At 51.6% G+C, this 25,786-nt stretch carries 24 protein-coding genes and 1 pseudogene; 4 read left to right on the forward strand and 21 right to left on the reverse strand.

The window, feature by feature from the left end:
• Positions 1-311: 311 nt before the first annotated feature.
• Positions 312-1,037: a 4'-phosphopantetheinyl transferase family protein gene (locus ACJY2G_RS16985; protein ID WP_112287214.1), complete on the forward strand. Its 726-nt coding sequence runs from the start codon at positions 312-314 to the stop codon at positions 1,035-1,037.
• A 91-nt stretch (positions 1,038-1,128) separates the two neighbouring features.
• On the forward strand, positions 1,129-1,698 hold the full coding sequence (locus ACJY2G_RS16990) for an NADPH-dependent FMN reductase (protein ID WP_430320648.1): 570 nt from the start codon (positions 1,129-1,131) through the stop codon (positions 1,696-1,698).
• A gap of 75 nt (positions 1,699-1,773) precedes the next feature.
• On the opposite strand, the gene ACJY2G_RS16995 is transcribed toward ACJY2G_RS16990, so the two are convergent.
• On the reverse strand, positions 1,774-3,111 hold the full coding sequence (locus tag ACJY2G_RS16995) for an NCS2 family permease (protein ID WP_112292033.1): 1,338 nt from the start codon (positions 3,109-3,111) through the stop codon (positions 1,774-1,776).
• A gap of 152 nt (positions 3,112-3,263) precedes the next feature.
• Here ACJY2G_RS16995 and yieH point away from each other — a divergent pair, with 152 nt between their 5' ends.
• A complete protein-coding gene (yieH, locus tag ACJY2G_RS17000) occupies positions 3,264-3,929 on the forward strand; it encodes a 6-phosphogluconate phosphatase (protein ID WP_430320948.1) in 666 nt (221 codons plus the stop codon).
• Positions 3,930-3,951: 22 nt separating this feature from the next.
• Here the strand turns inward: yieH and ACJY2G_RS17005 are convergent.
• Positions 3,952-4,749, reverse strand: a pseudogene (locus ACJY2G_RS17005) (sugar phosphate isomerase/epimerase family protein); the annotation flags it as partial.
• A 110-nt stretch (positions 4,750-4,859) separates the two neighbouring features.
• On the opposite strand from ACJY2G_RS17005, the gene ACJY2G_RS17010 reads away from it, so the two are divergent.
• Positions 4,860-5,552 carry a TetR family transcriptional regulator gene (locus ACJY2G_RS17010; protein ID WP_113876811.1) on the forward strand — a complete coding sequence of 231 codons (693 nt, stop codon included), beginning with the start codon at positions 4,860-4,862 and terminating at the stop codon, positions 5,550-5,552.
• A gap of 85 nt (positions 5,553-5,637) precedes the next feature.
• Here the strand turns inward: ACJY2G_RS17010 and phoU are convergent, their stop codons facing one another.
• From phoU to mnmG, 19 genes are all read right to left on the reverse strand, one after another.
• The gene (phoU, locus tag ACJY2G_RS17015) at positions 5,638-6,369 is read right to left on the reverse strand and encodes a phosphate signaling complex protein PhoU (RefSeq protein ID WP_112290873.1); all 732 of its coding nucleotides are present in this window, start codon (positions 6,367-6,369) and stop codon (positions 5,638-5,640) included.
• 10 nt (positions 6,370-6,379) lie between these two features.
• The gene (gene pstB / locus ACJY2G_RS17020) at positions 6,380-7,147 is read right to left on the reverse strand and encodes a phosphate ABC transporter ATP-binding protein PstB (protein ID WP_430320949.1); all 768 of its coding nucleotides are present in this window, start codon (positions 7,145-7,147) and stop codon (positions 6,380-6,382) included.
• A 99-nt stretch (positions 7,148-7,246) separates the two neighbouring features.
• Positions 7,247-8,134, reverse strand: coding sequence for a phosphate ABC transporter permease PstA (pstA, locus tag ACJY2G_RS17025; RefSeq protein WP_112290871.1), 888 nt, complete (start codon positions 8,132-8,134; stop codon positions 7,247-7,249).
• A gap of 1 nt (position 8,135) precedes the next feature.
• A complete protein-coding gene (gene pstC, locus ACJY2G_RS17030; protein WP_112290870.1) occupies positions 8,136-9,092 on the reverse strand; it encodes a phosphate ABC transporter permease PstC in 957 nt (318 codons plus the stop codon).
• A 191-nt stretch (positions 9,093-9,283) separates the two neighbouring features.
• Positions 9,284-10,324 (reverse strand): phosphate ABC transporter substrate-binding protein PstS, encoded by a 1,041-nt coding sequence (pstS, locus tag ACJY2G_RS17035; protein WP_112290868.1) that lies wholly within the window; start codon positions 10,322-10,324, stop codon positions 9,284-9,286.
• 216 nt (positions 10,325-10,540) lie between these two features.
• Entirely contained in the window at positions 10,541-11,425 is an 885-nt protein-coding gene (gene rluF, locus ACJY2G_RS17040; protein WP_430320947.1) for a 23S rRNA pseudouridine(2604) synthase RluF, read from the reverse strand.
• Between the two features lie 165 nt (positions 11,426-11,590).
• Positions 11,591-13,420 (reverse strand): glutamine--fructose-6-phosphate transaminase (isomerizing), encoded by a 1,830-nt coding sequence (glmS, locus tag ACJY2G_RS17045; RefSeq protein ID WP_430320946.1) that lies wholly within the window; start codon positions 13,418-13,420, stop codon positions 11,591-11,593.
• Between the two features lie 226 nt (positions 13,421-13,646).
• Complete coding sequence (glmU, locus tag ACJY2G_RS17050; RefSeq protein WP_430320945.1) at positions 13,647-15,017, reverse strand: bifunctional UDP-N-acetylglucosamine diphosphorylase/glucosamine-1-phosphate N-acetyltransferase GlmU; 1,371 nt, start codon at positions 15,015-15,017, stop codon at positions 13,647-13,649.
• Positions 15,018-15,288: 271 nt separating this feature from the next.
• Positions 15,289-15,711, reverse strand: a complete 423-nt coding sequence (locus ACJY2G_RS17055; protein ID WP_095924048.1) for a F0F1 ATP synthase subunit epsilon — start codon at positions 15,709-15,711, stop codon at positions 15,289-15,291.
• A 27-nt stretch (positions 15,712-15,738) separates the two neighbouring features.
• Entirely contained in the window at positions 15,739-17,121 is a 1,383-nt protein-coding gene (atpD, locus tag ACJY2G_RS17060) for a F0F1 ATP synthase subunit beta (RefSeq protein ID WP_015699278.1), read from the reverse strand.
• Positions 17,122-17,153: 32 nt separating this feature from the next.
• A complete protein-coding gene (gene atpG, locus ACJY2G_RS17065; RefSeq protein ID WP_112290861.1) occupies positions 17,154-18,017 on the reverse strand; it encodes a F0F1 ATP synthase subunit gamma in 864 nt (287 codons plus the stop codon).
• Between the two features lie 62 nt (positions 18,018-18,079).
• Entirely contained in the window at positions 18,080-19,621 is a 1,542-nt protein-coding gene (gene atpA, locus ACJY2G_RS17070) for a F0F1 ATP synthase subunit alpha (RefSeq protein ID WP_013577682.1), read from the reverse strand.
• A gap of 12 nt (positions 19,622-19,633) precedes the next feature.
• Positions 19,634-20,167 (reverse strand): F0F1 ATP synthase subunit delta, encoded by a 534-nt coding sequence (gene atpH, locus ACJY2G_RS17075; RefSeq protein WP_015699277.1) that lies wholly within the window; start codon positions 20,165-20,167, stop codon positions 19,634-19,636.
• 14 nt (positions 20,168-20,181) lie between these two features.
• Positions 20,182-20,652 carry a F0F1 ATP synthase subunit B gene (gene atpF / locus ACJY2G_RS17080; protein WP_095924051.1) on the reverse strand — a complete coding sequence of 157 codons (471 nt, stop codon included), beginning with the start codon at positions 20,650-20,652 and terminating at the stop codon, positions 20,182-20,184.
• Between the two features lie 65 nt (positions 20,653-20,717).
• The gene (gene atpE / locus ACJY2G_RS17085) at positions 20,718-20,957 is read right to left on the reverse strand and encodes a F0F1 ATP synthase subunit C (protein ID WP_004093904.1); all 240 of its coding nucleotides are present in this window, start codon (positions 20,955-20,957) and stop codon (positions 20,718-20,720) included.
• Between the two features lie 49 nt (positions 20,958-21,006).
• On the reverse strand, positions 21,007-21,789 hold the full coding sequence (gene atpB, locus ACJY2G_RS17090; RefSeq protein ID WP_112290858.1) for a F0F1 ATP synthase subunit A: 783 nt from the start codon (positions 21,787-21,789) through the stop codon (positions 21,007-21,009).
• A gap of 22 nt (positions 21,790-21,811) precedes the next feature.
• Positions 21,812-22,210: a F0F1 ATP synthase subunit I gene (gene atpI / locus ACJY2G_RS17095; protein ID WP_112290857.1), complete on the reverse strand. Its 399-nt coding sequence runs from the start codon at positions 22,208-22,210 to the stop codon at positions 21,812-21,814.
• Positions 22,211-22,859: 649 nt separating this feature from the next.
• On the reverse strand, positions 22,860-23,480 hold the full coding sequence (gene rsmG / locus ACJY2G_RS17100) for a 16S rRNA (guanine(527)-N(7))-methyltransferase RsmG (RefSeq protein ID WP_120163947.1): 621 nt from the start codon (positions 23,478-23,480) through the stop codon (positions 22,860-22,862).
• Between the two features lie 129 nt (positions 23,481-23,609).
• On the reverse strand, positions 23,610-25,499 hold the full coding sequence (gene mnmG / locus ACJY2G_RS17105; protein ID WP_120163946.1) for a tRNA uridine-5-carboxymethylaminomethyl(34) synthesis enzyme MnmG: 1,890 nt from the start codon (positions 25,497-25,499) through the stop codon (positions 23,610-23,612).
• Positions 25,500-25,786: the final 287 nt, after the last annotated feature.

The raw sequence follows: 25,786 nt of genomic DNA on the forward strand, positions 1-25,786 counted from the left end.
ACAGGCGAAGCAGCGAGATCGCTGCTTAACTAGTAACGGCATTTTCTGACGATTCTTTATGTTGCTATAGTAGATATATCTGGAACCCGGATCGTATGAGTGAAAATCCAGAACATCATTCCGATGAGATTTCTTCTCAACTGGCGATTAAAACTGTGATTTGTTTCACTTTATGGTGATGAAAATCTGTCTGAAAAGTGAATGAAGTGTGCGCCACTGCGAGTTTTAAGCGGTTTTTAATGATTTCTCTTAATGTTATTCTTTAGAACAATTGAGAAAATACGGTCGAACCATTAATCATGGAGTGAACAATGGCGTGCCATTTTGCAAGATGGGCAATGACGGATGCAGAACCGGATACACACCGGTTGCCCAAAGAGATCGTATTATTCGCAAAACACCTTTCCGAAAAACAGCGCAAGCGTTTCTTAAACGGCCGCGTGCTTCTGGCAGAAATGATTTTCTACCTGTACGGAATTGCTGAACTACCTAACGTGATCACCTTACCCAGCGGTCGTCCGAGTTTCGAATCCCTTGATCTCCCTGATTTCAGCCTGGCGTATGCCGGAAGCACTGTCGGTGTCTTAATCAGCAGCGAAGGGAAAGTCGGTCTGGATCTCGAAATCATTCATGCCCGCAGTGCGCTGGTGAATCCGCAACAGCAGTTACAGCTTTCTGCGGTGGAGAAAACCTGGATTGCCATGCAATCCGATCCTGTGGAATCCTCGCTGCAACTGTGGTGTATCCGCCAGAGCATGCTGAAGATGTCCGGCCTCAACGATCAGGGTCCGCTGACGCTCAGCCTGAATCCGGCTTCTGGCCGTTTGCGGTCTGCCGTGACACCGGAGGCGCAGGTAATGAGTGATATTGAAGGGTCGATAACCTGGTCATGCGCGCAATCCCCCTCGATAATCCGCTTGCAGTGCTGGCGCTATGAACCCGAAAACGGTTTCACCCGCACACAAACACTTTCCACAGATCAGCAGTCCGAATCACCGCACTTTATGAAATTCATCAGTCTGCCGCCTGCTAAATAAAACTTCACTTATGTTTACGCTCGTCGACCCGTTTTTCGTTTATGGTTACAGGCAGTTCCTTTCGTAAAATCATCCATAACAGGAGTTAGCCATGTCAGTTACACCACTGAAGTTTGTCACACTGTTAGGTAGTCTTCGTAAAGCGTCATACAACGGCATGGTGGCGCGTACATTACCGAATGTCGCCCCTGAGGGCATCGTGATTGAAGCATTACCTTCCATCAGTGCCATTCCACTCTATGATGCGGATATTCAGCAGGAAGAAGGCTTTCCGGCGGATGTTGAAGCGATTGCGGAACAAATCCGTCAGGCGGATGGCGTCATTATCGTCACGCCGGAATATAACTATTCCGTACCGGGTGGCCTGAAAAATACCATCGACTGGATTTCACGTTTGCCAAACCAGCCGCTGGCCGGAAAGCCCGTGCTGATCCAAACCAGTTCAATGGGTCCGGTCGGTGGCGCACGCTGCCAGTATCACCTGCGCCAGATCCTGGTTTTCCTTGATGCCATGGTCATGAACAAACCTGAATTCATGGGTGGCGTCATTCAGAGCAAAGTGGATGAGCAGACAGGCGAAGTGGTTGATCAGGGGACGCTCGATTTCCTGCGCGGCCAGCTGACGGCATTTGCCGACTATACCCGCCGCGTCAGCAAATAATTCCGGTCATCAGAAATGCAAACAGCCCGCAAATGCGGGCTGTTTTTTTATCGGCGTTAAGCAGACGTCAGCGGATTAATGCCCGTCTACGAACGCGATTTTCAGCACGAACAGCAGCGCAACCACAACCACACACGGGCTGATTTCTTTCCAGCGGCCGGTGCCCAGTTTCATCACCACGTAGGAGATGAAGCCCAGCGCGATACCCTCAGTGATCGAGAAACTGAATGGCATCATCACCGCAGTGACGAACGCCGGAACGGCTTCGGTCAGGTCATCCCATGACACGCGCGCCAGGCTGGAAGTCATCAGTACGCCGACATAAATCAGCGCACCCGCTGCGGCGTATTCCGGCACCATGCCGGCCAGCGGTGAAATGAAGATCACCAGCAGGAACAGCAAACCAGTGACAACCGCAGTCAGACCGGTACGGCCACCGACGGAGACGCCGGAGGTGCTTTCAATGTAAGCGCCCACAGAAGACGTGCCGATAAATGCGCCGGCAACGGAAGATACGCTGTCTACATACAGCGCCTGTTTCATCTGCGGGAATTTACCTTTCTCATCCGCCAGACCGGCCTTGTCGGTCACGCCGATCAGCGTGCCGGAGGAGTCAAACAGGTTCACCAGCATGAAGGAGAAGATGACGCCCGCCAGACCGATATTCAGCGCGCCTTTCAGATCCACCTGACCGACAACCGTGGTGATGCTTGGCGGCATCGACCAGAAACCGGTGTAATGCACGTCGCCAATCATCAGGCCAATCACGGTGGTGACAATAATCGACACCAGCACCGAGGCATGGAAATTACGCGACGCCAGCACGGCAATAATGAAGAACCCGAGTACGCCCAGCAGCACGTTGTGCGAGGTCAGATTACCGATGGTCACGATGGTGTCAGGGTTCGGAACGATAATGCCGGCGTTTTTCAGCCCCATCATGCCGATAAACAGCCCGATACCGGCGGTAATGCCCACGCGCAGGCTGACCGGAATATTGGCAATCATCCAGTAACGGATGCGGAAAATGGTCAGCAGCAGCAAACCGACCGCGCCCCAGAAAATCGCGCCCATCCCGATCTGCCAGGAAACGCCCATCGCGCCCACGACCACAAAAGCAAAGAACGCATTCAGACCCATCGCCGGTGCCAGAGCGACCGGAAGGTTGGCGATCACGCCCATCAGGATGCTGCCGAACGCGGCAATCAGGCAGGTGGTCACGAACACGGCCTGTTTATCCATCCCCGCAACACCCAGGATCTGCGGGTTCACGAAAACGATATAGACCATGGTCAGGAAGGTAGTTAAACCGGCGATAGTTTCGGTGCGTACAGTGGTGCCGTGTTGCGTCAGTTTAAACAGACGTTCAGCCAGACCTTTACCCGCAGTCGCATTGCTCTGTGGTGTGCTCATTGGTGAGTTCCAAAATGGGGGAAAAACAATCGGGGGGTATCCTAAGGATTTTAGCCCGAAAGCGCCAGCACTGGATGTATGGGATTAAATCTATCGTTCGGGTACAGTGCCATAATGCACGCCAATAGATGAAACGCTCACAGGGAGAAAGTATGTCACAGGTTGAATGTGTCTTTTTTGATTGCGACGGTACGCTGGTGGACAGTGAATTGTTGTGCTGCGAAGCCTACGTCGAAATGTTCGCGCATTTTGGTGTGACGGTTTCTTTCGACGAAATGTATAAGAAATACAAAGGCGTCAAACTTTACGAAATCGTCGCAATTGTGAATAAAGAGCACGGTATCGATGTGCCGAAAGAAGAAATGGAAGTGGTGTTCCGCCAGCACGTCGCGCGGCTTTTCGACACTAAACTTGAGCCGATTGACGGTGCGCGTGAATTGCTGGAACACATTACCGTGCCAATGTGCGTCGTCTCCAACGGCCCAGTCACCAAAATGCAGCACTCCCTCGGACTGACCGGTTTACTGCCTTTCATGGGCGATAAGCTGTTCAGCGGCTACGATTTGCAGCGCTGGAAACCCGATCCGGCGGTATTGTACAAAGCCGCCGAGGTCATGGATGTGCCGGTGGAAAACTGCATTCTGGTAGAAGATTCCGTGGCAGGCGCACAGGCCGGGATCACCGCAGGCATCCCGGTGTTTTACTACTGCGCCGATCCGCATAACCCGCCGCTGGATCACCCGCTGGTGACGACTTTCCACGACATGCGCGAACTGCCGGGGATCTGGCGGGAGATGGGGTATCAAATCACTCGCTGAGCGAATTTTCGTAAGCCTGCATCCGCTTTTCCAGCTCCGCTAAGGATCGCAGGCCATCTGACAGCGGCAGGATTTTATCATTGAAGATTTCCAGCGACCACGGTCCGGTGAAACCTTTTCGGTTCAGCGTGCTGACGAAATCCACCAGAGGTAAATCCCCCTGACCCGGATAACAGCGGTAACTGCGGCTCCATTGCTGCACGTTCATGTCTTTGTAGGGCGCATCAGCCAGTTGCAGGAAGCTGATTTTATCCAGCGGCACTTCGTCCAGCCGGTCAAGATTGTCGCCCACGGCGAGAATATGGAAGCTGTCGAGCACAATGCCCAGCGCCGGACTGTTCACCTCACGTACGCGATCCCACGCCTGCCGGTAGCGGTTGATGTGTTTGCCCCACGCCAGCGCTTCAAAACCGATGCGGATATCATAAGGCTCCGCCATTTCAGCCAGCGCGGCGAGATCGGCAATCTGCACCTCCCGCTCCGGCGAGCTTTGCGGATCGGTGTTGCTGCACACCAGTAAATGATCGCAGCCCAGCTCGCGCATCAGGTCAAACTGACGGCGCGCGCTGGCGAGTTTTTCGATACGTTTTTCCGCCGGAACGCCTTCGAAATCGCGGAAAGGCTGCAGCAGGAAAATACGCAAGCCGAGGGAATCGGCGAGATTACGGATAGCCACCGGCTTGACCGGGCTTTTAAGCAAATCGTCTTCGAATATTTCCACACCATCAAATCCCGCAGCAGCTATCGCCGTGAGCTTTTCAGGCAAGGTTCCTGGTACTGAAACTGTCGCAATTGAACGTAAACGGGTGGTTGCAGGCAAAATAGCGTCCTTTAAGTCAGGCTTCGATACTTACAGTAGTGGACCCTCACGCCACGTTCGTCAAGTGCAGAGGCGTTGTATGAACGCGCAGATTGTAACTGAGCGACGCAATGGTTAATCTCTGTGGCGTGAATGTGGTTAATGATGAGGATAAGACGCTGAGCAGCCAAAGTTCCCCGGCGCCGGGACGTAAAAATGATCCGATAGGACTGAAGCAGCGCATTTTTGACAGCGCTTTGGCAGAATTCGCAGAATCCGGTCTGATGGGCGCACGCATGGAAAATATCGCTTCCAACGCCAGCACCACGAAACGTATGGTGGTCTATCACTACAAGACCAAAGAAGCCTTGTACATGCTGGTGCTGGAGCACGTTTACCGCGGTATCCGTCAGCACGAGCTGGATCTGGATCTCTCGTCATTTCCGCCCGCTGAAGCTATCGTCAAACTGGTCGAAGCCAGTTTTGATTTCCACGTCTCACATCCGGAATTCATTCGTATTGTTTCAACGGAAAACATGCTGCGCGGCCGGTTTATCCGTCAGTCCACCAGCATCCGTGAAATCAACAAATCGGCATTAACGCTGCTGGAAGATATTCTCGCGCGCGGCAAGCAAAGCCATCTTTTCAAAGAAGATGCGCAGGCACGCGACGTTCACCGTCTGATCAGCAGCCTGTGCGTGCACCAGGTTGCCAACCAGTACACGTTCGGCGCATTGTTTGAAAATCCGGATGAAGTGGATTTACAGACCGCCCATTACCGTCAGCTGGCCGTCATGGTTGCCCTGCGCTACGTGATGAAGTAATTGTGCTGATCGGACGCTGTTATAGAGCGGATAGCAAAAAGGCCTCGTAAGAGGCCTTTTTTTGTCGGGCAATATCAGCCAGCGATTATTCTTTCGGCGCGTCTTTGCCGTCTGTCAGCAGTTTGTCCAGCGCATCGCCGCCCACGTGACGGAAATCCTGACCCTTCACGAAGTAGAAAATGAATTCGCAGATGTTCTGGCAACGGTCGCCGATACGCTCAATAGAACGGGCGCAGAACAGCGCAGTCAGCACGCTCGGGATAGTGCGCGGATCTTCCATCATGTAGGTCATCAGCTGGCGCACAATGCCTTCATATTCCTGATCCACTTTCTTGTCTTCACGGTAAATACGCACCGCTTCGTCAAGATCCATACGTGCAAACGCATCCAGCACATCATGCAGCATTTCTACGGTGTGGCGACCCAGAGATTCCAGGCTGACCAACAGCGGCTGATGCAGATGCGAGAATTTTTCCAGCGCCGTACGGCAGATTTTATCTGCCACGTCACCGATACGTTCGAGTTCAGAAATGGTTTTGATGATCGCCATCACCAGACGCAAATCGCTGGCGGTCGGCTGGCGCTTGGCAATAATGCGCACACAGGCTTCGTCGATCGCCACTTCCATCAGGTTAACTTTGTCATCACCTTTGATGACGCGCTGCGCCAGTTCGGCATCCTGATTATGCATCGCCGTAATGGCATCAGTCAGTTGTTGCTCGACCAGCCCGCCCATTGCCAGAACCTGCGTGCGGATGTGTTCAAGCTCGGCGTTAAACTGGCCGGATATGTGTTTGTTTAAGTTCAGGTTGTCCATTGTTCTTACCTCAACCGTAGCGGCCAGTAATGTAATCTTCAGTCTGTTTGCGCGCTGGCGACGTGAACAGCGAGTCGGTATCGCTGTATTCGATCAGTTCGCCCAGATACATAAACGCAGTGCGATCTGAACAACGCGCAGCCTGCTGCATGTTGTGGGTCACGATCACCACGGTGTAATCAGATTTTAGCTCGGTGATCAGTTCTTCGATACGACCGGTAGAAATCGGATCCAGCGCAGAACAAGGTTCGTCGAGCAGCAGAACGTCTGGGCGGATCGCAATACCGCGGGCGATACACAGACGCTGTTGCTGACCACCGGACAGGCTGTAACCGCTCTGGTGCAGCTTATCTTTGGATTCGTTCCACAGCGCGGCCTTGGTCAGTGCCCATTGCACGCGCTCATCCATATCGGTACGGGAAAGCTTTTCAAACAGACGCACACCAAACGCGATGTTGTCGTAAATCGACATCGGGAATGGCGTCGGTTTCTGGAAGACCATGCCGACTTTGGCGCGCAGCAACGCGATATCCTGCCTATCCACCAGAATGTTTTCGCCATCGAGCAGGATTTCACCTTCTGCGTGCTGTTCCGGATACAGCTGATACATTTTGTTGAACGTACGCAGCAGCGTGGACTTACCACAGCCGGACGGGCCAATGAATGCCGTAACTTCGTTCTTGGCGATATCCAGGGAAATATTTTTCAGCGCGTGGAATTTGCCGTAATAAAAGTTCAGATCGCGAACCTGAATCTTGCTGTTGGATGCGTCAGTCATTCGACTCATTAAGACATCTCTCTTATTCGCGCGCCGCGTGGCGACGCCGGGTAAACAGTGACGGCAGCCGTTTTCGTCTGCCATCGATAATGAATGAACTTATTGCTTTTTCGGCGCGAAAATCACACGCGCCAGAATGTTCAGCAGCAGCACGCACACCGTAATCAGCAGCACGCCCGCCCAGGCCAGTTGTTGCCACTCGCCAAACGGGCTCATCGCAAACTTAAAGATAGTCACCGGCAGGTTGGCAATCGGCTGCATCATGTCAGTGCTCCAGAACTGGTTGGAGAGTGACGTGAACAGCAGCGGCGCGGTTTCACCGGCAATACGGGCAATCGCCAGCAAAATACCGGTGATAATGCCGGAAACAGACGCTTTCAGCGTGATGGCCGAAATCATTTTCCATTTCGGCGTACCCAGCGCGTAAGCCGCTTCACGCAGGCTGTCGGGCACCAGTTTCAGCATGTTTTCCGTGGTACGGATAACAATCGGGATTTGTAACAACGCCAGCGCCAGAACGCCCGCCCACCCAGAGAAGTGACCCATTTTTGCCACCATAATGGTGTACACAAACAGGCCGACAACGATGGATGGCGCAGAAAGCAAAATGTCGTTGATGAAGCGAATGAATTCAGCGAGCCAGGATTTGCGACCATATTCGGCCAGATAAATCCCCGCCATTACGCCCAGCGGCGTACCGATGACCGTCGCCCATAAAATCAGTAATCCGCTGCCCGCAATGGCATTCGCCAGACCGCCGCCCGCCGTGTTCGGTGGTGGCGTGTTTTGCGTGAACAGCGCCAGCGACATCCCGTCCACACCTTTAACGATGGTGGTAAACAGGATCCAGACCAGCCAGAACAGACCAAAAGCCATGGTCATCATCGAGACCATCAGCGCGATACGATTTTTCTGACGGCGCCATGCCTGACGTTTACGGCGTGATTCCAGTAATGCTGCGTTACTTTGCATGTCGAGTGTCGTCATCTTAACGGCCCTCTTTCTTAGCCAGACGCAGGATCATCACTTTCGACAGCGCCAGGACAATAAAGGTGATAACAAACAAGATCAGCCCCAGTTCCATCAGCGCGGCAGTGTGCAGGCCGGCTTCCGCTTCGGCAAATTCGTTTGCCAGTGCGGAGGTAATACTGTTGCCCGGCGCATAAAGTGAGGCGCTGTCGAGCTGGTAGGTGTTACCGATAATAAAGGTCACTGCCATGGTTTCGCCCAGTGCGCGTCCCAGACCTAACATCACGCCACCGATAACGCCGTTTTTGGTGAAAGGCAACACGATGCGCCAGATCACTTCCCACGTGGTGCAACCAATGCCGTAAGCAGATTCTTTCATCATCACCGGCGTTTGCTCGAACACGTCACGCATGACGGAGGCAATGTACGGGATGATCATAATGGCGAGAATGACGCCCGCCGCCAGAATACCGATACCAAAACCCGGGCCGGCGAACAGTGCGCCAACAATCGGGATACCGGAAAGTACATCACCCACCGGTGTCTGGAAGTACTGCGCAAACAGCGGTGCAAAGACAAACAGACCCCACATGCCATAAACAATGCTGGGGATCGCCGCCAGCAGTTCGATAGCAATACCCAGCGGGCGTTTCATCCAGTTCGGCGCCAGCTCAGTGAGGAATAATGCGATACCAAAGCTGACAGGAACTGCAATCAGCAAGGCAATAATGGAGGTCACGACCGTGCCGTAAATCGGCACCAGTGCGCCGAATTGTTCGTTCGGAGCATCCCAGGTTTTCGTCCACAGGAAGGATAAACCAAACTTTTCGATGCTCGGCAGGGAAGCAATAAACAGCGAGACGATAATGCCGCCCAGCATGAATAGCACAATCAGCGCAGCCAGTTTGACCAGAGCGCCGAAGATGATGTCACCGTTTTTGCTGGGTGCCTTGATAGCCGGCTTGTATTCAGCCATACCACTCTCTTTTAATTCAGATTTAATTCCCTCCCCGGCCGGAGAGGGAATGAAGCAGAGTTACTATACCCAAAATAATTGGAGTTGCACCAAGCCAGCTGCAAGTGAATCCCGGTGAGCTTACTCAGGTAAGTGATTCGGGTGAACGAGCGCAGCTAACGCCGGTGCAGCTTCAGGTATGACGGGTATTCCTAGTACAGTGCTTTGCCGCTGCTGTCTTTAACGTTGGTTTTCCATGCTGCACGGATCTGCTCAACCACTGATTCAGGCAGAGCTGCGTAATCCAGATCGGTCGTCAGCTTGTTGCCGTTTTTGTAAGCCCAGTCGAAGAACTTCAGCACTTCAGTGCCTTTCGCTGCATCTTGCTGATCTTTGTAAATCAGAATGAAGGTGGTGGAGCTGATTGGCCACGCATTGTCACCTTTCTGATTAGTCAGGTCCTGAGCGAAGGTTTTGCTCCAATCAGCGCCTTTAGCCGCTGCGCTGAAGGATTCTTCAGTCGGGCTGATCGCTTTACCGTCAGCATCAACCAGCTTGGTGTAAGCCAGGTTGTTTTGCTTGGCGTAAGCATATTCTACATAACCGATTGAACCAGGCAGACGCTGAACAAAGGCTGCAACGCCGTCGTTACCTTTACCGCCGAGACCCGTTGGCCAGTTCACAGTAGAACCAGAACCGATTTTGTCTTTCCACTCGCTGTTTACTTTCGCCAGGTAGCTGGTGAAGACATAAGAGGTACCGGAACCGTCAGCACGGCGAACGACCGCGATGTTGGTGTCTGGCAGTTTCACGCCCGGGTTCAGCTTGGTGATCGCCGCGTCGTTCCACTTTTTGATTTTGCCGAGGTAGATATCACCCAGCGTTGCGCCGTCCAGCGTCAGCTGACCGGATTTGATCCCCGGGATGTTAACAGCCAGTACCACGCCACCGATCACGGTAGGGAACTGGAACAGGCCGTTTTTGGCCAGATCTTCGTCTTTCATCGGGGCATCAGATGCGCCGAAGTCTACGGTCTTGGCGATGATTTGTTTTACGCCGCCGGAAGAACCGATGCCCTGATAGTTAACCTGAGTACCGGTTTCTTTCTGATATGCGTCAGCCCACTTAGCGTAAACAGGAGCTGGGAAGGTACCGCCAGCGCCAGTCAGGTTAGTGGCAGCGAAAGCAGACATTGCTGTGAGGGAGAAAGTCGCTGCTACAAGACCGGCGACGGTGTTACGCATCAATTTCATGTTCCACTCCTGGTGGTTTTAAACTTCCCGACTGATGTCGACGTTAATTAAAGTGTTTGGCACAGGAGGAAAATAGGACAGTTTAGTGACAGTAAAATGTACGTTATATGACAGTTTTATGACACTGGTCACAATTCGAACCATACGGGCAAAATGCGGGGGTTTTAAGCGGGAAATGCCGGTTGTGACACCGGCAGATGACAAAAAGCGGGCAAATTATCGCCCTTTCTTCTTACGTCCGGGCTGCGCAAAACGCTTACGGGAGCCTGAATTACCCTCCGGTTTTTCGGCATTTTTCGGTTTTGTGACAGCGGGTTTTGCAGCAGTGGGTTTCTTAGCCTGAGCAGTTTTTGCCTGCGCTTTTTTCGCCGGTTTATCTTCAGACGACGAATTTTCAATCAGTTTAAATAACTCAATCAGTTCATCATCGGTCAGGTCGCGCCATTCGCCCAGCGGCAATCCTTTCAGATTGATGTTCATGATGCGCACGCGTTCGAGCTTAGTGACTTCAAAACCAAAGTGCTTGGTCATACGGCGGATCTGGCGGTTAAGCCCCTGAACCAGCGTAATACGAAACACCATCGGCGCTTCTTTCTTCACTTTGCACTTTTTCGTCACGGTACCGAGCATCGGCACGCCCGCGCCCATACCGGCAATAAACTCGTCTGTGATCGGCTTGTTGACGGTCACAATGTATTCTTTTTCGTGGTCGTTACCGGCACGCAGGATTTTGTTGACCAGATCACCGTGATTGGTCAGTAAAATCAGGCCCTGGGAATCTTTATCCAGACGGCCAATCGGGAAGACGCGTTTGCTGTGGTTAACGAAATCACGGATGTTGTCCCGCTCACCTTCTTCCATCGTGGTGATGATGCCGACAGGTTTGTTCAGCGCGATCAGTACCAGATCTTCTTCATCACGCGGCTCGATAACCTGACCATTCACTTTCACCACATCGCCGGCAAATACCTGAGCCCCTACCGCGGCACGCCTGCCGTTAATAAAAACATTTCCCTGTTCGATGTAACGATCGGCATCGCGGCGCGAGCAAATTCCGCTCTCGCTGATGTATTTGTTAAGACGAATGGAGTCGGTCTGCATTGAGCAAAGCACCTTCAGAAAAACGCGAACTATACCTTATCCGGCGCGGGTTACGAAGTCTGAGAGAAGAAAATCGTGACCGTTTACTGAGAAAGAGACAAACCGGAAACAATAAAAAAGCGCCCCGAAAGGCGCTCAGAGAATCAGCGACTGAACCGGTCGATTTTATTCGACGGTCACAGACTTCGCCAGGTTACGCGGCTGGTCAACGTCGGTGCCTTTAATCAGCGCAACGTAGTAGGACAGCAACTGTAACGGCACGGTGTAGAAAATCGGTGCGACGATTTCTTCAACGTGTGGCAGCTGGATAATTTTCATCCCTTCGCTGTCAGTGAAACCGGCGTCCTGATCGGCGAAGACATACAGCAGCCCGCCACGGGCGCGCACTTCTTCGATATTCGATTTCAGTTTTTCCAGCAATTCGTTATTAGGTGCAACGACGATCACCGGCATATCCGCGTCAATCAGCGCCAGCGGGCCATGTTTCAGCTCGCCCGCCGCATAAGCTTCTGCGTGAATATAGGAAATCTCTTTCAGCTTCAGTGCACCTTCCATCGCGATCGGATACTGATCGCCGCGACCGAGGAACAGGGCGTGATGCTTGTCAGAGAAACCTTCAGCCAGAGATTCGATGGTTTTATCCAGCGACAGCATTTGTTCGATACGCGCAGGCAACGCCTGGAGCGCGTGAACAATGTCATGCTCAACTTGCGGGCTAATCCCTTTCAGACGGCCCATGCGAGCCACCAGCATCAGCAGAACGGTCAGCTGCGTGGTGAACGCTTTAGTAGAGGCCACGCCAATTTCGGTTCCGGCTTTAGTCATCAGCGCCAGATCGGATTCACGTACCAGAGAAGAACCGGCCACGTTACAGACCGCCAGAGAACCGAGATAACCCAGCTCTTTGGACAGACGCAGCGCTGCCAGCGTATCAGCCGTTTCACCAGACTGAGAAAGCGTGATGATAAGGCTGCCCGGACGAACAGCGGATTTGCGATAGCGGAATTCTGACGCGATTTCGACATCACATGGCATACCGGCCAGAGATTCGAACCAGTAACGAGCCACCATGCCGGAATTGTAAGACGTCCCGCAGGCGATGATCTGCACGTGCTGAACACGGGACAGAATTTCGTCAGCTTTTTCGCCCAGCTCGCTCAGATTGACTTCGCCGTGATTAAAACGCCCTTCCAGGGTGTTTTTAATGGCCAGCGGCTGTTCGTAAATCTCTTTTTGCATGTAGTGACGGTAAACGCCTTTGTCACCGGCGTCGTACTGTACTTTGGATTCGATTTCTTCACGCTCAACGGCATGACCATTTTTGTCATATACGCTGACAGAACGGCGCTTAACCTCAGCAACATCACCTTCTTCCAGGAACAGGAAGCGGCGGGTAACAGGTAACAGCGCCAGCTGGTCGGAAGCGATGAAGTTTTCACCCACGCCACGACCAATCACCAGCGGGCTACCGGAACGGGCCGCGACCAGAACAGACGGGTCGCGGCGGTCCATCACTACCGTACCGTACGCGCCACGCAGTTGCGGGATAACACGCTGAACGACTTCAAGCAGCGTGCCGCCCTGAAGTTGTTCCCAATGCACCAGATGCGCGATCACTTCGGTATCCGTTTCAGAATCAAAACGGTAGCCGCGTTCAATCAGTAATTCACGCAGAGGTTCGTGGTTTTCGATAATACCGTTATGCACTACCGCAATGTAATCAGACACATGCGGGTGGGCATTGGCTTCAGAAGGCTCGCCATGTGTTGCCCAGCGGGTGTGAGCAATACCGGTACCGCCGTGCAACGGATGTTCATCCAGCGCATCGGCCAGCATCTGGACTTTGCCCAGACGACGCAGACGTCCCATTTTCCCGTCGGCATCAATCACAGCCAGACCGGCTGAGTCATAACCGCGGTATTCGAGACGGCGTAAACCTTCCAACAAAATTTCAGCAATATCGCGTTGCGCCACAGCGCCTACAATTCCACACATCAGTTTTATTCCTATAGAAGGTCCTTCGGGACCTTTTTTGATGCCTGACCTGATTTATCCACAAGCCCCGTTTTCCGGTGTACTTGCGGTTCCCCGAGCCTTGTAGAGAGTTGGGGATTATTATGTTTTGGGCTGAATTTCGAAGAAAACGCAGACCAAAACACAATGAGATAAACAAACATCAGGCGCAGAGAACTGCGCCTGAATGCTTAAATCTCAGAATAGCTTATTTTTTCTTCACCGGTTTCTGCCAGTCAGGTTTATGCACCTGCGGTAAACGACTTAGCAGCAGACCGTTTTCTGGCACATCGCGCGTCACTGTCGTACCCGCAGCGATAGTCACGTTATTACCCACGGTGACTGGCGCGACCAGCTGTGTGTCAGACCCGACGAAGACATCATTACCGATGACAGTTTTATGCTTGTTCACGCCGTCGTAGTTACAGGTGATGGTGCCCGCACCGATATTCACGTTGTCGCCAATCTCGGCATCGCCAAGATAGGAAAGATGACCGGCTTTCGAGCCTTTACCCAGACGCGCCTTTTTAATTTCGACGAAATTACCTACATGCGCGCCTTCAGCCAGTTCAGCGCCGGGGCGCAGACGGGCAAACGGTCCGACAGTACAACCGCTTTCCAGCACCGCATCTTCGAACACGCTGTACGGGCTGACTTCACAGTCATCACCTATCACGCAGTTCTTCAGCACGCAGCCTGTACCAATTTTGACGCGATCGCCCAGTTTTACCTGGCCTTCAATGATCACGTTAGTGTCGATCACCACATCAATACCGTGCGCCAGTTCACCGCGCAGATCAAACCGCGCCGGATCCATCAACATCACGCCTTCCAGCAACAGACGCTCAGCCTGTTCGCTCTGATATACGCGCTCGAGACGGGAAAGTTGCAGGCGATTATTTACGCCGTCCACTTCGCTGTTTCGCGCCGGATGCACGGTGGCGATCAGATGCCCTTCAGCATGCGCCATCGCAATAATATCGGTGATGTAGTATTCACCCTGCGCGTTATTGTTGTTCAGCTGACCGAGCCAGCGTTTGAATGACGCGCCGTTAGCCACCAGAATACCGGTGTTAATTTCCTGAATTTTCAGCTGTTCTTCGCTGGCATCTTTCTGCTCAATGATGCCGGTAACAATACCGTTCTCACGAACAATGCGGCCATAACCGGTCGGGTCATCCAGCACAACGGTCAGTAAACCAATGCCGCCATCAGGCTTGGCTTTGAGTAATTCGTTCAGGGTCTCGACGGAAATCAGCGGAACATCGCCGTACAGCATCAGCACATCTTCATCATCGGCAAAGAACGGCGCCGCCTGCTGCATTGCATGACCTGTGCCCAGTTGCTCTGCCTGCAATACCCAATTCAGATCACTGCCTGCCAGATTTTTCTTCAGTAAATCGCCGCCGTGGCCATAGACCAGATGCACGTTCCGGGCACCCACTTGCGTGGCCGCATCAATGACGTGCTGAACCATTGGCTTGCCGGCCAAAGGATGAAGAACTTTCGGAAGGTTGGAGTACATGCGTGTCCCCTTGCCCGCGGCAAGGATCACCACACTCAGTGCGCTGTTCGACATAAGTAACCTGACAAATCCAATTTGAGTGACAAAAGTAACCCGTTCAGTGCGCGGATTACTACATATTTCGCTTCAAAAACCACCCGCAGACCGCAGTCAGCAAGGGTTGTATGCTGCATAGACTACACCAAAAAAACTGAGGGTAAAGTGTCGATTAATCACGCAAGTATTCCACTAAAAGCGAAAATTTGCGTTGGGAAAAACACTGAAAATGTACTTTTTTAAAGGCAAAAAAAAAGCGACCCGAAGGTCGCTTTTCTAACTGATGTCGTTACATCGCTTTTCTGGTCAGTTCGATAACGCGAAGTTTCGCGATCGCCTTAGCCAGTTCCGCTGACGCCTGAGCGTAATCAACGTCGCCGTGAGAACCACTAATGTGTTCTTCCGCTTTGCGCTTAGCTTCAAGCGCGCGCGCTTCGTCGAGGTCTTGCCCACGGATTGCAGTATCAGCCAACACGGTCGTTGCATTCGGCTGCACCTCAAGGATGCCACCAGAAAGATAGATATACTCTTCTTCACCGTGTTCTTTAACAATGCGCACCATGCCAGGCTTGATGGCGGTGAGCAGCGGAGCATGCCCGGGGAAAATCCCCAGCTCGCCTTCGCTACCCGTCACCTGGATTTTTTGTACCATGCCTTCAAACATACGTTTTTCAGCACTGACAACGTCCAGATGGTAAGCTTTTTCAGCCATGTCATCCTCTCTCACAACAAGCTAGCGTTACAGTTTTTTGGCTTTTTCCACTGCTTCATCAATGGTGCCAACCATGTAGAACGCTTGTTCCGGCAGGTGATCGTAGTCGCCGTCCATAATACCTTTGAAACCACGAATGGTATCTTTCAGCGATACGAACTTGCCCGGAGAACCGGTGAAGACTTCGGCCACGAAGAATGGCTGGGACAGGAAGCGCTGAATCTTACGCGCACGGGATACGACCAGTTTGTCATCTTCTGACAATTCGTCCATACCCAGGATCGCGATGATGTCTTTCAGTTCCTGGTAACGTTGCAAAATAGACTGCACGCCACGAGCCACATCGTAGTGTTCCTGACCAACAACCAGTGGATCCAGCTGACGGCTGGTAGAATCCAGTGGGTCAACCGCCGGGTAGATACCCAGTGACGCGATCTGACGGCTCAGAACCACGGTCGCATCTAAGTGAGCGAAGGTGGTCGCTGGAGATGGGTCAGTCAAGTCATCCGCAGGAACGTAAACGGCCTGTACGGAGGTGATAGAACCACTTTTGGTCGAGGTGATACGTTCTTGCAGAGCGCCCATCTCTTCCGCCAGCGTTGGCTGATAACCTACCGCTGATGGCATACGACCCAGAAGTGCAGACACTTCGGTACCGGCCAGGGTGTAACGGTAAATGTTGTCAACGAACAGCAGTACGTCACGACCTTCATCACGGAATTTCTCCGCCATGGTCAGGCCGGTCAGTGCAACGCGCAGACGGTTACCAGGTGGCTCATTCATCTGACCATAGACCAGAGAAACTTTGTCGATAACGTTGGAGTCGGTCATTTCGTGATAGAAGTCGTTACCCTCACGAGTACGTTCACCCACGCCCGCAAACACAGAATAACCGGAGTGCTCGATCGCGATGTTACGGATCAGCTCCATCATGTTTACAGTTTTACCCACACCCGCACCACCGAACAGACCGACTTTACCGCCCTTAGCGAACGGACACATCAGGTCCATAACTTTGATACCGGTTTCCAGCAATTCCTGGGAGTTTGCCAGCTCTTCATAAGAAGGCGCAGCACGGTGAATAGCACGACGTTCTTCTTCGCCGATTTCACCTTTCATGTCGATTGGTTCACCCAATACGTTCATGATACGACCCAGAGTCGCTTTACCAACCGGAACTTCAATTGGGTGTTCCAGGTTGTTCACTTTCAGACCGCGACGCAGGCCGTCTGAGGTACCCATTGCGATACAACGAACAACGCCGCCGCCTAACTGTTGCTGTACTTCCAGCACCAGTTTGGAGGTACCGTTTTCTACCTCAAGAGCATTGTACACGTTCGGTACTGCATCCTGAGGGAACTCGACGTCCACCACGGCGCCGATTACCTGGATAATCTTTCCAGTAGCCATCTTGAATCCTCTACGTAATTCGTAAACCTAGCTTAAACCGCGGAGGCTCCCCCGACGATCTCGGTGAGTTCCTGAGTGATGCTGGCCTGACGAGCTTTGTTGTATACCAACTGCAGCTCTTTGATCAGGCTGCCGCCGTTATCGGTTGCGGCTTTCATCGCTACCATTCGCGCGGCCTGTTCGCTGGCCAGGTTTTCTACGACGCCCTGATAAACCTGAGATTCCACGTAGCGACGCAGGAGGGTGTCCAGCAAGGCTTTAGGGTCCGGCTCATACAGGTAATCCCAGGACTTCTTCGCCAGTTCGCCATCTTCTGCCGGTGGCAGTGGTAACAGCTGAACGATGCGGGGTTCCTGAGACATGGTATTGATAAATTTATTGCTGACAACGCATAACTTGTCTAAGCGACCTTCGTCGAAAGCCTGCAACATCACTTTTACGGGTCCGATCAGTTCTGACAGAGAAGGGTTATCCCCCATGCCAGTCACCTGAGCAACAACGTTGCCCCCTACGGAGCCGAAGAAAGAGGCTGCTTTGGAACCGATCAGTGCGAGATCAACTTCAACACCTTTTTCGGACCAGCCTTTCATCTCTGACAGCAGCTTTTTGAACAGGTTAATGTTCAGACCACCACAAAGACCACGGTCGGTAGACACCACCAGATACCCGACGCGCTTAATTTCACGCTCATCCAGGTACGGGTGCTTGTATTCCAGATTACCAAGCGCGAGGTGACCAATCACTTCACGGATGGTTTCTGCATAAGGACGGCTGGCCGCCATGCGATCCTGCGTTTTACGCATTTTGGAGGCGGCGACCATTTCCATCGCTTTAGTGATCTTTTGCGTGTTTTGCACGCTGCTGATCTTACTACGTATCTCTTTTCCGCCGGCCATCTCTGCTTCTCCTCAAGACCAAACGGCCTGCCGGGTTTTAATACCAGCAGGACCGTTTAGTGTTACCAGGACTGGGTTGCTTTGAAGGTATCGAGGATATTTTTGAATTTACCCTCGATCTCATCGTTATACGCACCAGTTTGGTTGATTTGCTGCAGAAGCTCGCCGTGCTCACGGTCGGCATAAGCCAACAGTGCCGCTTCGAAGCTACCGACTTTAGACAATTCAACGTCTTCCAGATAACCACGTTCTGCTGCGAAGATGATCAGAGACTGCGCGACGATTGACATCGGAGCGTATTGCTTCTGCTTCAGCAGCTCGGTCACTTTCTGACCATGGTTCAGCTGTTTACGCGTTGCTTCGTCCAGATCTGAGGCGAACTGCGAGAACGCAGCCAGCTCACGATACTGTGCCAGAGCAGTACGAATACCACCGGACAGTTTCTTCATGATCTTAGTCTGAGCAGCACCACCAACACGGGATACCGAAATACCCGGGTTAACCGCAGGACGAATACCGGCGTTGAACAGGTTTGATTCCAGGAAGATCTGACCATCTGTAATCGAGATTACGTTGGTCGGAACGAACGCGGAAACGTCACCTGCTTGCGTTTCGATAATTGGAAGCGCAGTCAGGGAACCGGTTTTGCCTTTCACTTCACCCTTGGTGAATGCTTCAACATACTCGGCGTTAACACGCGCAGCACGTTCCAGCAGACGGGAGTGGAGATAGAAAACGTCGCCAGGGTAAGCTTCACGACCTGGTGGACGACGAAGCAGCAGGGAAATCTGACGGTAAGCAACAGCCTGTTTAGACAGGTCATCATAAACGATCAGTGCGTCTTCACCGCGGTCACGGAAGTATTCACCCATTGCGCAACCGGAGTACGGTGCCAGGTATTGCAGTGCAGCAGATTCTGATGCAGTTGCAACAACAACGATGGTGTTTGCCAGTGCGCCGTGCTCTTCCAGTTTACGAACCACGTTAGAAATAGTGGACGCTTTCTGGCCGATAGCCACATAGATACATTTGATGCCGGAATCACGCTGGTTGATGATCGCATCGATCGCCAGAGCTGTTTTACCGGTTTGACGGTCACCGATGACCAGTTCACGCTGACCACGACCAATTGGGATCATGGCATCAACGGACTTATAACCTGTTTGCACAGGCTCATCTACGGACTGACGTTCGATAACGCCAGGTGCGATCGCTTCAACAGCTGAGAAGCCGTCATGCTCTACCGGACCTTTACCGTCAATAGGTGCACCCAGGGTGTTAACAACGCGACCTAACAGGCCACGGCCAACAGGAACTTCCAGGATACGACCCGTACATTTTACTTTCATACCTTCGGCGAGGTCAGCGTAAGGGCCCATTACAACGGCACCTACAGAGTCGCGCTCCAGGTTCAGGGCGATAGCGTAGCGGTTACCCGGCAGCGCAATCATTTCGCCTTGCATGACATCGGCTAAGCCGTGCACGCGGATGATCCCGTCACTGACGGAAACGATAGTACCTTCATTGTGAGCTTCGCTCACCACATTGAACTGAGCAATGCGCTGCTTGATCAGTTCGCTGATTTCGGTGGAATTCAGTTGCATGCTCCAGTCCCCTTAAGACTGCAAGACGTCTGCCAGGCGTTCAAGACGACTGCGAACGCTGCCATCAATCACCATATCACCTGCACGGATTACGACACCGGCAAGAACAGACTTGTCAATTTTGCAATTCAGCTTAACTTTGCGAGACAGACGTTTTTCCATCGCAGCAGCAATTTTTGCCTGCTGTTCTTCCGTAAGCGGATTTGCTGAAGTCACTTCAACTTCAGCAACAGCCTCGAGAGAGGCGCGCAGTTCGATAAACTGCTCCAGCACTTGCGGAAGAACGCGTAAACGTCCATTTTCAGCCATTACCTTAATCAGGTTTTGGCCTGCGTCGTCGAGTTCGTCACCACATACGGCAATAAACGTTTTAGACAAAGTTTCAGGCGCGCTAGCACCGGAAAGCAGTTCTTCAATTTGTTCATTGCGCGTGACTTCAGCCGTGAACGCTAGCATGGATTGCCAGCGATCTAAGCTTTGGTGCTCAACGGCAAAGTCAAAAGCTGCTTTGGCGTAGGGGCGAGCTACAGTTACAAATTCAGACATCAGCCCCTCCCTCCTTACAGTTCAGCGACCAGTTTATCAACGATGTCGCTGTTAGCAGCTTCATCCACGGAACGTTCGATGATCTTCTCGGCGCCAGCAATGGCCAAAATTCCGACTTGCTTACGCAACTCTTCACGGGCGCGTTGGCGTTCGGCGTCGATCTCTGCCTTGGCTTGCGTCACGATCTTGTTACGTTCCTGCTCGGCTTCAGCTTTTGCTTCGTCGACGATTTGAGCTTTACGCTTGTTCGCCTGATCGATGATTACCTGAGCTTCTGCTTTGGCTTTCTTCAGTTGGTCGGTCGCATCGGCTTGCGCTAAGTCCAGCTCTTTTTTGGCACGTTCTGCGGAAGATAAACCTTCAGAAATTTCTTTCTGACGTTTTTCGATGGCAGCCATAATTGGCGGCCATACGTACTTCATGCAGAACCAGACAAACAGGACGAACGCGATAGCCTGGCCGAGGATTGTTGCGTTAAGATTCACAGCACAATGCCTCTTTCAAAGTGAATTATTTGATGTAGTTCGATTAACGCTGAGCGAACTCAGTGTTAGGCGACAGCAAACATCACGTACAGACCCAGACCAACCGCAATCATTGGGATTGCATCGACCAGACCCATAACGATAAAGAACTGTGTACGCAACAGAGGGATCAGGTCAGGCTGACGTGCAGCACCTTCCAAGAATTTACCACCCAAGATGCCGATACCGATTGCAGCACCGATTGCCGCCAGGCCCATCATCACAGCGGCAGCCATGTACAGCAGATCCATACTCAGGTTTTCCATGACAGTCTCCAGTTTGTTTCAGTTAAAACGCAGTAGTGTTGAAAGAAAATCAGTGTTTTTCAGATGCCATCGAGAGATAGACAATCGTCAGAACCATGAAAATAAAGGCTTGTAGCGTAATGATCAGTATGTGGAAAATGGCCCAAGGCACATTCAGAACCCACTGTGACCACCACGGCAACAGGCCAGCAATAAGGATGAAGATCAACTCACCCGCATACATATTGCCAAACAGTCGCAGACCCAGTGAAACTGGTTTAGACAGCAGGCTGACACCTTCAAGAATCAGGTTAACCGGAATGAAAACCGGATGATTGAATGGCTGCATTGTCAGTTCTTTAATGAAACCGCCAAAGCCTTTCATCTTAATGCTATAGAAAAGAATCAGAATGAATACGCCAAGTGCCATGGACAACGTGATGTTCACGTCAGCCGTAGGAACCACACGCAACGCTGGCAGACCAAAGATGTGCTCGCCGATGAATGGCAGCAAATCGATTGGCAGCAAATCCATCAGGTTCATCATAAACACCCAGACGAAGACGGTCAGCGCGAGAGGTGCAATCACTTTGCTTTTGCCGTGATACATGTCACGCACGCTGCTGTCGACGAAACCAACGACCAGTTCAACTGCGGTTTGCAGTTTACCCGGGACACCGCTGGTGGCGTTTTTGGCTACGCGATGGAAAATAACCAGAAAGAGTACTCCGAGGAACACGGAGAAAAACATCGAATCGATGTTAATCGACCAGAATCCCGTCCCGATCTGAAGCTGAGTCAGATGGTGACCGATATACTCTTGTGGAGTAGAGATTTCTCCTGATGCAGACATGATGCCTCTTACCCTTTAGTAGTTAAGTACGGTAACTGTTAATGACGGCCGGTGCCAAAATCTGGGTCATCAACACCGATAAATAGGCCAACCCCAACGGAGCAAATGCCGCCTTAAACAGGCCAAGTGCGATAACCATTAAGATCACCGTAACCAGCACCTTCAGCGCTTCTCCGATAGCAAAGGACCAGGCAACCCGTCCAGAGACCGTTGTTTGCGCCTGGTGGCGCCATGCAAACAGCATGAACAGTACATTTGGCACCCAGGCGGCCAAACCACCCATAAGAGCCGATGTGGTCCATTCCAGGCTTTTAAGACCAAATACTGCACTGAGCAGAACAAAGGTCAATAACTGCAGTATCAACAGCTTTCTGGCAACCTTCACACTATTTGTACTGTGTAAAATACCGGATACAGACATGACGTTTGTTCTCTCCGTATCAAGTACCTAGCTGGAGGTAGACTGAATGCCGTATATCACTGCCTTTACTGTTTTGAGTCAAGCAGCAAAAACCGAGCAAATTATACGGGGCACAGGGACGAATTCAATGGATAAGTAGCGAAAAGGTGAACAATTATTTAAATTTTCCCCTTCACGACTATTTTAACAACCAAACTATAGCTGAATTTGCCCTTTTTGGTTTGATACGGTTATTTCATCACCCGACAAAGAAGCGTGCACTGGATCACATAATTAACGCAGGACACTTTATATACCCTGCACTGTTTGAATGTCTTTAGCTAATCAGGCCTTTTAAAACCTTTATAAATCAATTTGTTAATAAAACACTGCTCGTTAAACAAACTTATTTAAAAATAACCACGATTTATTGACACAACAACCCAACAAATAACAACATTTTCATTACAAGTTGAATATCCGCAGGGTGACGGACGTTCAATTTCACAAGTGACTATTACAGTCCGGATTAAAATAAAAACATCTCTTAAATGCTATCAGTGTGTAAAAAAGCGGTGATAGAGAGTTTGCCACCGCTATATAATTAGCCTGCTCATTTTAACTGTGTTAACACAGCCGTTTTTTAAATATTATTTGATAAAACGCAACTTTAGTTTGAGAGAAGAATGACGAGATGACGTTCCCCGTCAAGTTCTGGTACCTGCAGTTTTATGACAGATTCCAAAGTGATACCTTCCGGTAATGCGGCCAGTTCATCATCAGGGCTGACCCCTTTTAAGGCGTAAAACCGCCCCTGCCCTTTTTGCGGCAGATGATGGCACCAGGAAAGCATATCCTGAAGAGATGCAAAAGCACGGCTAATTACCCCATCAAACGGCGGCTCTGGCTCAAACTCTTCCACACGGCTTTGTACCGGTTCGATATTTTTCAGCCCGAGCTCATGCTGAACCTGACGCAGGAAGCGTACACGTTTACCCAGGCTGTCCAGCAGCGTGAAGTGTGAATCAGGGCGAACAATGGCCAGAGGAACGCCTGGCAAACCAGGACCGGTGCCGACATCAATGAAACGACTGCCTTGCAGGTGTTCATTCACCACGATGCTGTCCATGATATGACGTACCAGCATTTGCATCGGGTCACGAACAGACGTCAGGTTATAGGCCTTGTTCCACTTATGCAGCAGTTCAACATAGCCAATCAGTTGCTGTTTTTGCTGATCGGGTAACGCTATTCCTGCCGCAGCAAGCAGCGAGTCCAGTTTCTTTTGCACAGTGAATCCTCAGAAAGAGTCGATATTCCGGGAACAGCCCGGTAGAGAAATGATAAAACACTCAGAAAGATGGGAAAAGTAAGAACTGACCGCCGCTTTGGCTACAAAGGGCGGTCATTGAGATGTGATTTATGCGCTACGGCGCAGTAAGCCTTGTTTTTTAAGCCAGATCAGCAAGATCGAGATAGCTGCAGGCGTAATACCCGAGATCCGCGATGCCTGACCAATGGAGGTCGGCTTGTGATCATTAAGCTTGGCGATCACTTCATTGGAAAGACCATTCACCTGCCGGTAATCAAGATCAACCGGCAGCACGGTGTTTTCATTGCGCTGCTGTTTTTCGATCTCTTCCTGCTGACGGGCAATATAGCCTTCATATTTGATCTGAATTTCTACCTGTTCTGCCGCCTGTACATCCGGAACGGAAGGTGCGAACGGGGAAAGACTTGTGATCAGCTCATAGGTCATTTCAGGACGACGCAGTAACTCTTCCGCACTGGCTTCTTTAGAAAGCGGAGCAGAAAGATGCGCGTTAATTTCTTCAACCTGTGCATGATGCGGGTTCACCCAGATGCCACGCAGGCGCTGACGTTCCTGTTCGATCATTTCCAGTTTTTCGTTGAAGCGCGCCCAGCGAGCATCATCAACCAGACCTAACTCACGGCCTTTTTCAGTCAGACGTAAATCGGCATTATCTTCGCGCAGCATCAGGCGGTACTCAGCACGTGAGGTAAACATGCGGTACGGTTCTTTGGTGCCCAGCGTACACAGGTCATCAACCAGCACACCGAGATAAGCCTGGTCGCGACGCGGTGCCCAGCCTTCCTGCTCAGTGGCACAACGGGCAGCGTTCATGCCAGCCAGCAAGCCCTGCGCAGCGGCTTCTTCATAACCAGTGGTGCCGTTGATCTGTCCGGCAAAGAACAGACCGGCGATAAATTTGCTTTCCAGCGTCGGTTTCAAATCACGCGGATCGAAGAAATCGTATTCAATCGCATAACCCGGACGAACGATGACGGCATTTTCCATCCCCTGCATAGACCGGACGATCTGCATCTGCACATCGAATGGCAGGCTGGTGGAAATACCGTTTGGATAAACTTCATTACTGGTCAGGCCTTCCGGTTCAAGGAAGATCTGATGAGAATTGCGATCGGCAAAACGCATGACTTTATCTTCGATCGACGGACAGTAACGCGGGCCGATCCCTTCGATGATCCCGGCATACATCGGGCTGCGATCCAGGTTATTGCGGATCACATCATGGGTTTTTTCGTTGGTATAGGTCATGTAACACGGGATCTGGCGCGGATGCTGCGACACGTTGCCCATAAATGAGAATACCGGTGCCGGATTATCACCGTGTTGTTGTGCCAGCACGCTGAAATCAATGGTGCGGGCATCGATACGCGGAGGTGTACCGGTTTTAAGACGGTTAACGCGTAAAGGTAATTCACGCAGGCGCTGGGACAAGGAGATCGCAGGAGGATCTCCGGCACGACCACCGCTGTAGTTCTCCAGACCGATGTGGATCTTCCCATCCAGAAAGGTTCCCACCGTCAGAACAACCGATTTGGCGCGGAATTTCAGCCCCATTTTGGTCACAGCACCCACGACACGATCGTTTTCGACGATCAGGTCTTCAACCGGTTGCTGGAAGATCATCAGGTTTGGCTGGTTTTCCAGTGCGGTGCGTACTGCATGGCGATACAGAACCCGGTCAGCCTGAGCACGTGTCGCCCTGACAGCAGGGCCTTTGCTGGCGTTTAGTATCCTAAACTGAATGCCCGCATGATCGATAGCCGTGGCCATCAGTCCGCCCAGTGCGTCCACTTCTTTTACCAGATGTCCTTTCCCGATCCCGCCAATTGCAGGGTTACACGACATCTGTCCCAGCGTGTCGATATTGTGGGTTAATAATAAGGTCTGACGTCCCATGCGTGCAGAAGCCATGGCGGCTTCGGTACCTGCATGACCACCACCTATGATGATGACGTCAAATTGATCCGGATAAAACATGCGACTGCACCTCGGCGTTCAAGCGAACTTTCTTTGTATGGCGTTGGGAGGAGGGATTCTACTCAAGTTTTGAGCTTCCACAAGTCCCCGGGGATCTTCACTAATTAAAAGAAGATCTTTTTTATTTAAAGATCTCTTATTAATACTTCTATTAAGATCGCGATCCTCTGTGCATAAGTCATTTTTGTTTATGAAGATCAGTATGCTAAGAAGGATCGAATGCTGTGAATGATCGGTGATCCTGGACAGTATAAGCTGGGATCAGAAGTGAGAGTTATGCACAGCAT

The sequence above is a fragment of the Rahnella sp. ATs2 genome (assembly GCF_051851855.1).
Classification (GTDB): domain Bacteria; phylum Pseudomonadota; class Gammaproteobacteria; order Enterobacterales; family Enterobacteriaceae; genus Rahnella; species Rahnella variigena.